Source organism: Actinoplanes sp. NPDC023801 (assembly GCF_040639655.1).
In the GTDB taxonomy this organism is placed as follows: domain Bacteria; phylum Actinomycetota; class Actinomycetes; order Mycobacteriales; family Micromonosporaceae; genus Actinoplanes.
On sequence record NZ_JBFAAI010000010.1, the window covers coordinates 201,011 to 212,592 of the forward strand.

13 protein-coding genes are annotated in these 11,582 nt (G+C 70.5%); 11 read left to right on the forward strand and 2 right to left on the reverse strand.

The window, feature by feature from the left end:
- Window positions 1-150: 150 nt before the first annotated feature.
- The 7 genes from uraD (at window position 151) to AB0G04_RS20105 (ending at window position 6,753) form a co-directional block, all read left to right on the forward strand.
- Window positions 151-657, forward strand: a complete 507-nt coding sequence (gene uraD / locus AB0G04_RS20075) for a 2-oxo-4-hydroxy-4-carboxy-5-ureidoimidazoline decarboxylase (RefSeq protein WP_360984425.1) — start codon at window positions 151-153, stop codon at window positions 655-657.
- Window positions 647-1,006, forward strand: a complete 360-nt coding sequence (gene uraH / locus AB0G04_RS20080; protein ID WP_360984428.1) for a hydroxyisourate hydrolase — start codon at window positions 647-649, stop codon at window positions 1,004-1,006. Before uraD ends, uraH begins: the two co-directional genes overlap by 11 nt.
- 7 nt (window positions 1,007-1,013) lie before the next feature.
- On the forward strand, window positions 1,014-1,874 hold the full coding sequence (pucL, locus tag AB0G04_RS20085) for a factor-independent urate hydroxylase (RefSeq protein WP_360984431.1): 861 nt from the start codon (window positions 1,014-1,016) through the stop codon (window positions 1,872-1,874).
- A complete protein-coding gene (locus tag AB0G04_RS20090) occupies window positions 1,871-3,214 on the forward strand; it encodes an 8-oxoguanine deaminase (protein WP_360984434.1) in 1,344 nt (447 codons plus the stop codon). Before pucL ends, AB0G04_RS20090 begins: the two co-directional genes overlap by 4 nt.
- A gap of 103 nt (window positions 3,215-3,317) precedes the next feature.
- Window positions 3,318-4,865: a malate synthase A gene (gene aceB, locus AB0G04_RS20095; protein WP_360984437.1), complete on the forward strand. Its 1,548-nt coding sequence runs from the start codon at window positions 3,318-3,320 to the stop codon at window positions 4,863-4,865.
- Window positions 4,866-4,924: 59 nt separating this feature from the next.
- On the forward strand, window positions 4,925-6,076 hold the full coding sequence (locus AB0G04_RS20100; protein ID WP_360984440.1) for an aldolase/citrate lyase family protein: 1,152 nt from the start codon (window positions 4,925-4,927) through the stop codon (window positions 6,074-6,076).
- 11 nt (window positions 6,077-6,087) lie between these two features.
- Window positions 6,088-6,753 (forward strand): hypothetical protein, encoded by a 666-nt coding sequence (locus AB0G04_RS20105; protein WP_360984443.1) that lies wholly within the window; start codon window positions 6,088-6,090, stop codon window positions 6,751-6,753.
- Between the two features lie 4 nt (window positions 6,754-6,757).
- On the opposite strand, the gene AB0G04_RS20110 is transcribed toward AB0G04_RS20105, so the two are convergent.
- Window positions 6,758-7,072, reverse strand: coding sequence for a hypothetical protein (locus AB0G04_RS20110; protein ID WP_360984446.1), 315 nt, complete (start codon window positions 7,070-7,072; stop codon window positions 6,758-6,760).
- 258 nt (window positions 7,073-7,330) lie between these two features.
- Here AB0G04_RS20110 and AB0G04_RS20115 point away from each other — a divergent pair, with 258 nt between their 5' ends.
- Complete coding sequence (locus AB0G04_RS20115) at window positions 7,331-7,453, forward strand: hypothetical protein (RefSeq protein WP_360984449.1); 123 nt, start codon at window positions 7,331-7,333, stop codon at window positions 7,451-7,453.
- 198 nt (window positions 7,454-7,651) lie between these two features.
- Here the strand turns inward: AB0G04_RS20115 and AB0G04_RS20120 are convergent, their stop codons facing one another.
- Window positions 7,652-8,065, reverse strand: coding sequence for a glutaredoxin domain-containing protein (locus tag AB0G04_RS20120; protein ID WP_360984452.1), 414 nt, complete (start codon window positions 8,063-8,065; stop codon window positions 7,652-7,654).
- A gap of 93 nt (window positions 8,066-8,158) precedes the next feature.
- Here AB0G04_RS20120 and allB point away from each other — a divergent pair, with 93 nt between their 5' ends.
- From allB to AB0G04_RS20135, 3 genes are read left to right on the forward strand one after another with little or no spacing between them, the layout of a single operon-like run.
- Complete coding sequence (allB, locus tag AB0G04_RS20125; protein ID WP_360984455.1) at window positions 8,159-9,475, forward strand: allantoinase AllB; 1,317 nt, start codon at window positions 8,159-8,161, stop codon at window positions 9,473-9,475.
- On the forward strand, window positions 9,475-10,446 hold the full coding sequence (gene alc, locus AB0G04_RS20130) for an allantoicase (RefSeq protein ID WP_360984458.1): 972 nt from the start codon (window positions 9,475-9,477) through the stop codon (window positions 10,444-10,446). Before allB ends, alc begins: the two co-directional genes overlap by 1 nt.
- Window positions 10,443-11,579, forward strand: a complete 1,137-nt coding sequence (locus tag AB0G04_RS20135; RefSeq protein ID WP_360984461.1) for an aminoglycoside phosphotransferase family protein — start codon at window positions 10,443-10,445, stop codon at window positions 11,577-11,579. The genes alc and AB0G04_RS20135 overlap by 4 nt, the downstream gene beginning before the upstream one ends.
- Window positions 11,580-11,582 lie beyond the last annotated feature (3 nt).

Sequence of the window (11,582 nt, forward strand, 5' to 3'; positions counted from 1 at the left end):
GTTATCCACAGGCCTGGACGAGGGCGAGATTTCCGGCGGCCATCCGTGGCAGGGTGGCCTCACGAGCGAGCCTTGTTAATTCTTCGGTTCGCCGGTGCCCGTCCCGGTTGCGGGCTGCTTGACTGATCGACATCGACGAGGGGGTGACCGATGGGTGTGGTGGAGGCGTTCAACGCTCTGCCTGCTGAGCGGTTGGAAGCCGAGCTGCTCGCCTGTTGCGCGGCGCCGGCCTGGGCCGCTGCGGTCGCCGCGAAACGGCCGTTCGCCGACCGTGCCGGGGTGCTCGCCGCGGCCGACGCCGCCAGTCAGGGCCTGACCTGGCCGGAGGTGTTGCAAGGGCTGTCCGCGCATCCACGGATCGGCGAGCGGGCAGCCGGCGACTCCCGCGAGGCGGCCTGGTCGCGGGCCGAGCAGTCGGCCGCCGCGGGCACCGCTGACGACACGACCGCTGCGGAGCTGCTCGCGGCCAACCATGCCTACGAGAAGCGGTTCGGCCACGTCTTCCTGATCTTTGCGAGCGGCCGGTCGCAGGCCGAGATCCTCGCCGCGGCGCGGGAGCGGCTCGGCAACGACGAGGCGACCGAACGCACGGTGGTGACCGGTGAGCTGGGCCGCATCGCCCGGCTACGGCTTGAGCGGGTGCTCGATGCCCTCTGACGGTCTGGCGTCCGAGTTCCATGCCCGGATCTCGACGCACATCCTGGACACGGTGACCGGCGAGCCGGCCCGTGACGTCTATGTGCGGCTCGAGCGCCGCGACTCCGACGGCTGGTGCACGATCGCCGAGGGCCGCACCGACGACGACGGCCGCCTGCGTTACCAGGTGCGGCTGCACGAGTGGCAGGCCGGCGGTTATCGCCTGTTCTTCTATGTGGAGCCATATCTGGGTGGGGACTGCTTCTTCCCGGAGATCACGGTCGCTTTCCACGTGCACGACCCGAATCGGCACTACCACGTGCCGCTGCTGCTGAGCCGGTACGGCTACACCACCTATCGAGGGAGCTGACGAGAAGTTGGGGATCGCGCTCGGACCGAACCGCTACGGCAAGGCGGAGACACGCCTGGTGCGGGTGCACCGTGACGGTGACACGCACGGGCTGGTGGACCTCAACGTCAGCATCGCGCTCTCCGGCGACCTGACGGCGACGCACCTGACCGGCGACAACTCCGGTGTCCTGCCGACCGACACGATGAAGAACACGGTGTATGCGTTCGCCAGGGAGCACGGTGTCGGCGAGCCGGAGTCGTTCGCCCTGCTGCTGGCACGGCACTTCGTGGGCACCCGGTCGCAGGTGCACACGGCGAAGGTGTCGATCGAGTCGTTCGGCTGGGACCGGCTGGGCCCGCACTCGTTCCGCAGACGCGGCGACCACGTCCGTACGACCGTGGTGTCGGTGACCGGCGAGTCGACGCGGGTGGTGTCCGGAGTGACCGGCCTGGTCCTGCTGAATGCGACGGATTCGGAATTCCACGGTTTCGTCGAGGACGGCTGGACGACGCTGAAGCCGACCACGGAGCGCATCCTGGCGACGGCCGTGGACGCCCGCTGGCGGCACGCCGGTGACGACACGGACTGGGCGGCGTCGTTCGCCGGGGCGCTGGAGGCCCTGACAGCGGCGTTCGTGGGCACCTACAGCTATTCGCTGCAGCAGACCCTCTACGCGATGGGTGCCCGCCTGCTCGAGGAGCGTGCCGAGGTGGCCGAGGTGCGGCTGGCCCTGCCGAACAAGCATCACTACCTGGCCGATCTGTCCCCGTTCGGCCTGGACAATCCGAACGAGGTGTTCATCGCCGGTGACCGGCCCTACGGGCTGATCGAGGGCACGGTGACCCGTGACGACGCGCCCGCGCTGACCGAGGAGTGGTGGCTGTGATCATCATCGAGAACGTCGCCGTCGCGACGGTCGACGCGGACGGCACCGAGTTCCCCGACGGGCACGTGGTGGTCGGCGACGACGGCCGGATCGCCGCGGTGGGCGCGGGCCGGTCGGAGCTGGCCGGCGAGCGGGTGAACGGTGCCGGCTGCCTGGTCACGCCCGGTCTGGTGAACACGCATCACCACCTCTACCAGTGGGCGACCCGGGGACTCGCGCTGGACGAGACGCTGTTCGGCTGGCTCACCACGCTGTACCCGATCTGGGGCCGGCTGGACGCGGAGATCGTCGGCGCCGCGGCGGGCGCCGGACTCGGCTGGCTGGCGCTGTCCGGATGCACCACGAGCATGGATCACCACTACGTCTTCCCCCGTGACGGCGGTGACGTGCTGGCTGCCGAGATCGAGGCGGCCCGCTCCATCGGGATCCGGTTCCATCCGACGCGCGGGTCGATGGACCTGAGCCGCAAGGACGGCGGCCTGCCTCCGGACCACCTGGTCGAGGACACCGACGAGGCTCTGGCGGCCACCGAGGCGGCCATCGACCGCTGGCACGACCCCGCGCCGGATTCGATGCTGCGGATCGCAGTGGCCCCGTGCTCGCCGTTCTCGGTCACCACCCGGCTCATGGAGGAGGCCGCGGTGCTGGCCCGGCGCAAGGGCGTGCGGCTGCACACCCACCTGGCCGAGACCGACGACGAGGAGGAGTTCTGCCTCAAACAGTTCGGCTGCACCCCGGTGGAGTACGCGGAACGTGTCGGCTGGCTCGGCGACGACGTCTGGCTGGCTCACGGCGTGCACCTGGACGACGCGGCGATCGTCAAGCTGGGCACGACCGGCACCGGTGTGGCGCACTGCCCGAGCTCGAACGCGCGGCTCGGCACCGGTGCGGCCCGGGTGCGTGAGCTGGTGGACCACCGCGTACCGGTGGGGCTCGGGGTGGACGGCGCGGCCTCGCAGGAGGTCTCGCACCTCGGTGCCGAGCTGCGGCAGGCGCTCTACACCGCACGCCAGCGCGGCGGGCCGAAGGCGATGGACGCCCGGGAGGCGCTGCGTCTGGGCACCATCGGCGGGGCCCGGTGCCTGGGCCGCCAGGACGACATCGGTTCGATCGAGCCGGGCAAACTCGCTGACCTGGTGATGTGGCGGCTCGACGGACTGGGTCACGACGGGATCGACGACAGGGTTGCGGCGCTGGTCTTCGGCCCACCGGCCCGGGTCGATCTCGCCCTGGTCGGAGGACGCCGGATCGTGGAACGCGGCGAGCTCGTGAACGCCGACGCCGACACCTTGACGGCGAACGCCCGGCGGGCTCACCGGCGTCTCCTGGATGTTTCATAGAGAAGAACACCACAGGATCCGGGTAGTGGTAGGCGGGCCGGGAGCATGAATAATGCTCGATTACGGTACGGGGGAGTAACCACACTGAGAGGAATCGTCAACGATGACCGAGATCCTGTCCGACGAGGCTGTGGCGTTCGTCGCCGACCTGAACCGGCGCTTCCGGCCTCGCCGTAACGAGCTCCTCCAGGCTCGGGCCACGCGTCGCGCGGAGATCGCGGCCGGCGCCACGCTGGGTTTCCTGGCCGAGACGGCGGACATCCGCGCGGCCGAGTGGTCCGCCCCGCCCGCCCCGGCGGACCTGCAGGACCGGCGGGTGGAGATCACCGGTCCGACCGAGCGGAAGATGACGATCAACGCGCTCAACTCGGGTGCCAAGGTGTGGCTGGCCGACCTGGAGGACGCGAACACCCCGCACTGGTCCAACGTGGTCGACGGCCAGCAGAACCTCTACGACGCCATCCGGCGCACGATCAGGCTCGAGACCGAGAAGAAGACGTACGAACTGAACGGCGGCCCGTACCCGACGATCGTGATGCGCCCGCGCGGCTGGCACCTCGACGAGCGGCACCTGCCGGTGGACGGCGAGTCGGCCGTGGGAGCCCTGGTCGACTTCGGGCTCTACTTCTTCCACAACGCCAAGGAGCTGCTGGAACGCGGCTCCGGCCCGTACTTCTACCTGCCGAAGATGGAGTCCCACAAAGAGGCCGCCCTCTGGAACGACGTCTTCACGTACGCGCAGGAGGCATTGGGTGTTCCGGTCGGCACCATCCGCGCGACCGTGCTGATCGAGACCATTCCGGCCGCGTTCGAGATGGAGGAGATCCTGCATGCGCTGCGCCCGCACATCTCCGGGCTCAACGCCGGCCGCTGGGACTACCTGTTCAGCATCATCAAGTACTTCCGGGACAACCCGAACATGATCCTCCCGGACCGGGCGTCGGTGACGATGACGGCGCCGTTCATGCGGGCCTACTCGGAGCTGCTCGTCTCCACCTGCCACAAGCGTGGCGCGTTCGCGATGGGCGGCATGGCCGCGTTCATCCCGAGCCGCCGTGACCCGGCGGTCAACGAGGTGGCCCTGACCAAGGTTCGTGAGGACAAGGAACGCGAGGCCGGTGACGGTTTCGACGGCTCATGGGTGGCCCACCCCGACCTGGTGCCGGTCTGCAAGGAGATCTTCGACCGGGTGCTCGGCGACAAGCCGAACCAGCTCGCCAAGAAGCGGCCCGATGTCGCGGTGGACGCGGCCGATCTGCTCGACGTGGCCGGCACCGGCGGCGCGGTGACCCGCGCCGGGCTGCACAACAACGTCAACGTCGCCCTGCAGTACCTGGAGGCGTGGCTGCGCGGGAACGGCGCGGTCGCGATCCACAACCTGATGGAGGATGCCGCCACCGCGGAGATCTCCCGCTCCCAGGTGTGGCAGTGGATCCACAACGGCGTGAAGCTCGAGGACGGCACCCCGATCACCGCCGACCTGGTTGGCCGGATCGAGGACGAGGAACTCGCGAAGATCCGCGATGCGGTCGGTGACGAGGCGTGGACGGCAGGGCGTTACGACGACGCCCGCAAGCTGTTCGAGCGGGTCGCCCTGGCCGACGACTTCGCCGACTTCCTGACCAGCGCCGCGTACGACTCCATCGATTGATCGACCGGTGCGGCCGGACCGATGGCCGGCCGCACCACCCACAGGGGAAGGGCTACCGGGTGCGCCTGAACGAGACCGACTACGACGAGATCGACGCGAGTCTCGCCGCGCACGACGCCTTTCTGCAGGCCCGCTATCCGGGGGACCGCCCGGGCCGGCAGCCGGTGCACACCGTCTACGTCCCGGCCGACCGTCTGGACGACTTCCGCGACTGGGGCACCCTCGCCCTCGAGGCGATGGACCGGCACGATTTCCCCTGGCCGGACCCCACGGTCCGGGCCAAGCTCGCCCGCGAGCCGATCGAGGACCTGCGCGTCGACTTCGAGGACGGCTACGGCGTCCGCGACGACGACCAGGAGGACGCGGCCGTCCGGAAGGCGGCGGCGATCCTGGCCGGCGGCCCGCGGCCACCGTTCCTCGGCATCCGGGTCAAGTCCCTGGAGGCGTCCACCCGGCACCGCTCCCTGCGCACGCTGGATCTCTTCCTCGACAGCTACCAGGACCTCTTCACCATCACATTGCCCAAGGTCAGCGGTCCCGGCCAGGTGTCGGCGATGGTCGCCGTCTGCGAGAAACTCGAGCGATCGTACGGCCTGAGCACCGGCGCTCTGAGCTTCGAGATCCAGGTCGAACTACCCTCCGCGGTGCTCGCCGCCGACGGGACCGCCGCGGTGGCCACGCTGATCACCGCGGCGGCCGGCCGATGCACGGGTCTGCACTACGGAACGTACGACTACAGTGCCGCCGCCGGGGTGGCCGCCGCCTACCAGTCGATGGAGCATCCGGCCGCCGACTACGCCAAGGCGGTGATGCAGGCCGCGGCCGCGCAGACCGGGGTCCGTCTGTCCGACGGCTCGACGAACATTCTCCCGGTCGGTGACACCGCGCAGGTGCACGCCGCCTGGGAACTGCATCGCCGGCTGGTCCGCCGCTCCCTGGAACGCGGCTTCTACCAGGGGTGGGACCTGCACCCGGCACAGTTGCCGACCCGGTACGCGGCGACCTACGAGTTCTTCCGCGACGGCCGGGACACGGCGGTCACCAGACTGCACCGCTATCTTGACCGGCAGGACAGCGGTATCGCCGACGAACCGGCCACCGCACGGGCGCTCGGCGGCTATCTGCTGCGCGGCCTGGACTGCGGTGCGCTCGGCGACGCGGGATTTTCCCGTACCCGATTGACCGCCCTGACCGGACAAGACGAGGCCTGAAGGAGACGGCAGTGGGTTACCACACCGATTTCGCCGGGCAGGTGGCGATCGTTCCGCCGCTGAATCCGCACGAGGTGGAATACCTCGACCGGTTCGCCGAGACACGCCATGAGTCCCGCGCGGCGGGCCCCTATGCGGTGAGCGGGAACGGTCTCGATGCCGCCGACATGTACGGCGGTGCGGGACCACCGCCGGAGTTGCCCGGTTACTGGTGTCAATGGGTGCCGACGGCTTCCGGTGACGCGTTGATCTGGAACGGCGAGGAGAAGTTCTACGCGGCGGAATTCTGGCTCGCCTACCTGATCGACACGTTCCTCCGGCCGGGTGCGGCGATCCGTGCCGAGCCGGTACCCGGCTGGTTCCGGCCGTCCGCGTTCGAGCACTTCACCTGCGATCACGTGCTGAACGGCGTGGTCGCCGCGGAGGGCGAGGAGGAGGGCGACCGGTGGCGTATCGAGGTGCGCGACAACGTCGTCCACGTGATCCGTCTGGTGGATTGGCCGGCGCCCGCGGAAATCGATCCGCGTGATCCGGGCGACTGGGAGCAGGCTCAGTGGGACGAATTCGCGGCCCGGGCCCGGCACAACCAGGTTTCCGTGATCAGCGGATCCGGGCAGAAAATCGATCTCGGCCCGGCCGCCGAGCACGGTTTCGCGCCGATCGAACCGACGGGCTGACCATTCAGACCTTCGAGAAGAACGGGACGATCAGTAACGCGCAAAGGGTGAGCCAGGTGGCGAACTGCTCGTGCCCCCGGTTGCCCTCACGGATGGCCTTGTAGAGCAGCGCCGCTATCAGCGCGGCAAGGCCGGAGCCAGCCATGATCGACGGAGTGCCGGGTTCGGCGAACCACTCGGGCGCGAGGCTGACCAGCGACGCGGGATCAATGACCGCCAGTCCGGCGAAGGCGATCACGGCGACCGCGAGGATCGCCACGGCGAGACCGCGCAGCAGGATATTGGGGCCCACTTCCATCGAGGGCTTCGGGTTCGTCACGCCGGTTGCCTTCCGTGATGGTCCTCATCGGTTGGACCACCTTAGCGGCCTTGGCAAATCCGGTTTGGATCGAACCTTTCCAGGCTGTGGCGAGTACTACCGGGTGGGACGGCGCGAGATCCCGGAGGAGACGTTGCGGTGACGCAAAGTAACGCCGAGCATGTGTGTGAGCGACCATCGTGGCAGTGCCGGGCCTGCGGTGAGCCCTGGCCGTGCCCGCCGGCGCGGGCCTCACTGGCGGACGGGGCCGATCGCGTCATGCTGACCATGTACATGTGGGGCCATCTGGACCGGGCCATGACCGATCTGCCCCCGGGGCCGCCGGCGGAGCTCTTCGACCGCTTCCTGCGCTGGACCGACGGCCGTCTGGTCCAGGCCTGACCCACCCAGCTGTCGCGCACCGCTGTCTCAGCGCACCTGAGGCAGCGGCGGTGTCCAGCCGTGAAGTCCGGGCTGGCGTGCACCGTTGTCTCAGCGCACCTGATACAGCGGTGGTGTCTAGCCGCGAAGTCCCCGGCTGGCGTGCACCGTGGTCTCGGCGCAGCTGAGGCAGCGGTGGTGTGCGGCTGGGGGTGGGGTTCAGGCGGGGACGATCTGGTCGCGTACCCAGGACGGGTCCGGATTGACGTGGCCCTGGCCGCCGATCACCACGGTCGGCACGGTCTCGTCGCCGCCGGTGATCTCGCGGACCGTGGCGGCCGCCGCCGGGTCCTTCCAGATGTCCACCCAGCGCAGCCGGTCCGCGTCGGCACCGAGCCGGGCCCGCAGCCGCAGGCAGAAGACGCACCCGGGCCGCCAGTAGACGACCGGCCGGTCGTCGGCCGCGGCAGCCGTGGCGCGCGGGAACGCCAGCGGCGACAGCACGAAGCCGAGCACCAGGAATCCGGCCATCAGGAGGGCGGCGGTGCCGGGGGCGCCGTCGCTGATCTTGGCAGCGGCGATCAGCACTCCACAGATGGCTGTCAGAACCGCCGCGCTCCACCGTCGCAACATGGAGCGGCACGGTACTCCGCTACGGCCCGTGACGATATCCCCGACCGGCCTGATGCGCGCCGGTGCGAAACAAACCGCCGATAGGGTCGATCCATGGCTGATCTTGTAGTGCGTTCGTCGCGTGCCGTGACGCCGGAGGGCGAGCGGCCGGCGGCGGTGGTGGTGGAGAACGGGAAGATCGCCGCGGTGCTGCCGTACGACGCCGAGGTGACCGCCGCGACCGAGGTCGATCTCGGCGCGACCGCTCTGCTGCCGGGCCTGGTCGACACGCATGTGCACGTCAACGAGCCGGGCCGGACCGAGTGGGAGGGTTTCGCCACGGCGACCCGGGCGGCGGCGGCGGGCGGGGTCACCACGATCATCGACATGCCGCTGAACAGCCTGCCGCCGACGGTGAACCGGGACGCGCTGAAAGTCAAGCAGGCGGCCGCGGCCGGTCAGTGCCACGTCGACGTGGGCTTCTGGGGCGGCGCGATCCCGGGCAACGCCGCTGACCTGCCCGGCCTGCACGCCGACGGGGTCTTCGGTTTCAAGGCCTTCCTCGCCGATTCGGGGGTGCCCGAGTTCCCGCCGGTCGACGCCGGTCAGCTGGCCGCCGCCATGAACGCCGTCGACGCGCTGTTCGTGGTGCACGCCGAGGATCCGGAGCGTCTGCGCGATGCGGCGAGCTCGGCCGCGTACGCCGATTTCCTGGCCTCCCGCCCGCAGGACGCCGAGCATGCCGCGGTCGCCACCGCCGTCGCGGGGGCCCGGGCCGCGGACCGCCGCGTGCACATCCTGCATCTGTCCGCGGCCTCCGCACTGCCGTTGATCGCGCGGGCCAGAGCCGAGGGCGTACGGGTGACCGCCGAGACCTGCCCGCACTATCTGACGCTCGACGCGGCCGGCATCCCGGACGGCGCCACCGAGTTCAAGTGCTGCCCGCCGATCCGGGACGCGGCGAACGCCGACCGTCTGTGGGAGGCGCTGGCCGACGGCCTGATCACCTGCGTGGTCAGCGACCACTCGCCGTGCACGCCCCACCTGAAGCGGCGGGACACCGGCGATTTCGCGGCCGCCTGGGGCGGGATCGCGTCGGTGCAGCTCGGTCTTCCGGTGATCTGGACCGCGGCTGCCGGGCGCGGGCATACCCTCGCGGACGTGGTGAAGTGGATGGCGCGCCGCCCCGCCGATCTGGTGGGATTGCGGAACAAGGGCCGGATCGCCTCCGGCGCGGACGCGGATCTGGTGGCGTTCGAGCCCGACGCCGAGTTCGTCGTCGACGCGTCCGCCCTGCATCATCGCCATCCCGTCACGCCGTACGCGGGAAAGGCCCTGCGGGGTGTGGTCCGGACGACCTGGCTGCGTGGCCGTGAGGTGACGGGCGCGGTGGCCGGCGGCATGTTCCTGAGCAACAGCAAGGAGACCTGATGGACTTCACCGCACTTCCCGATCTGGCGTCGCGGGCCTTCGGCGGGGGAGTCGTGCACGTCAACGACGAGTTCTTCGCCACGGCCGACCATCTGGTGCTGCCGGAGCCGCCGAGGCACGCGCCGAGGACCTTCGATCACAAGGGACAGGTGTACGACGGCTGGGAGACGCGCCGCCGCCGCGAGCCGGGCCACGACTTCGCGGTGCTCCGGCTCGGTGCTCCCGGCGTCATCCACGGCGTCGACGTCGACACCGCGTTCTTCACCGGCAACTATCCGCCGTTCGCGTCGGTGGAGGCCGTCGAGCTGCCCGGCTATCCGGGACCGGCCGAGCTCGGGGCCGCCGACTGGATCGAGGTGCTGCCGAAATCGCCGTTGAAGGGCGACGGGCGCAACCTGTACCCGGTGGAGGACCGCCGCCGGTTCACGCACGTGCGGCTCAACATCTTCCCGGACGGCGGGGTGGCCCGGCTGCGGGTGCACGGTGAGGTGGTGCCCGACCCGGAGCTGCTGCCGAAGGTGTTCGACGTGGCCGCCGCCGAGTACGGCGCGACCGTCGTGGACTGCAGCAACATGTTCTACGGCAATCCGCAGCGGATGCTGATGCCCGGCCTGGCCCGCAACATGGGCGACGGCTGGGAGACGTCCCGGCGCCGCGACGACGGCAACGACTGGGTGCTGGTACGGCTGGCGGCCCCGGCCGTGCTCAAGTTCGCCGACCTGGACACCAGCCACTTCAAGGGCAACGCCCCCGGCTGGGCCACCCTGACCGGTTTCGACCGCGAGGGCGTCGCCGTCCAGCTGCTGCCACGGGTGGCGCTGCGGCCGGACACCCGGCACCGGTTCCCGCTGGTCAAGGGTCCCGAGGTGGTTCAGGTACGGCTGGACGTCTTCCCGGACGGCGGCATGGCCCGGCTACGCCTGCTGGGGCGTGCCGACCGTGAACACCTCCGTGCAAGACTCGGCCGGTGACTCGCACCGTCTCTCTGATCCTCGTCGATCCGGCCGGCGAACTGCTGGGCCGGCTGCCACCGTTCACCGTCGAGGTGCCCTGGTGGCAGGAGGTGTCCGATGTGGTGGCGGCCGCGGGCGTCGACGTCACCGTGCTGCGTCTGCTGCACGGCGACCGGCCGTCGCCACCCGGCGGGCATGTCACCTACCTGGCGATGACCCCGGAACGCCCGGAGGGGCTGCTCCCGGCCGGTACCGACCTGGCGCCGCATCCGCTGCGGGCGGCGTACGCCGAGCCGGCCGGTGCGGCAGCGTCCCTGGCGTGGGCGGCCGGCGCGCTGGACCGGATCGGACTGTCCGGGACGATTGCCCGGCAGCAGCGCACCTGGAACCTGTCGGCGATCTGGCGGTTCGACCGTCCGGACGGGCAGCCGGTGGCCTGGCTCAAGCAGGTGCCGCCGTTCTTCGCGCACGAGGCGGCCGTCTGCCGGCTGGTCGACGCCGTCTTCCCGGGCCTGGCACCCTACGTTCTTGCCGCCGGTGACGAGGGCCGTGCCCTGCTGACGCATGTACCCGGCGCGGATCAGTACGACGCCGCCCCCGAGTTCCGGCGGCGGGTGCTGACGGCCTTCCACCCGGTGCAGGAACATTTCGCCGGCCGGGTGGACGAGTTGCGGGCCGCCGGTGTCCCCGAGCTGTCCCTCGAGACGATCGTCAAGGTCGCGGAACCGCACCTCGCCGGCATCGCCGGGCTGGGTGAGCTGCTCGACGGCCTGCCGCGCCGGCTCGCGGACGTGGACGCCTGCGGCCTGCCCGACACTCTGGTCCACGGTGACCTGCACATGGGCAACGTGGTGAGCGACGGCGAGTCGCTGACCATCGTGGACTGGGGCGACTCGGTGATCGGCAATGCGGCATACGACGTGCTGCGGCTGCCCGGCGATCCGGGCCTGCTGGCCGGGTGGGCGCAACTCTGGCCGGGCCGCGAAGCGCTGCGGGCCGCCGAGCTGCTGCGGCCGGTGGAGTCGCTGCGCCAGGCGGTCGTCTACGCCGGGTTCCTGGAGAGCATCGAGCCGTCCGAGTGGCCCTACCACGCGGGTGACGTCGAGCGATGCCTGCGGGCGGCTGTCGAGCGGGCCGGCGGACATTCATAGACC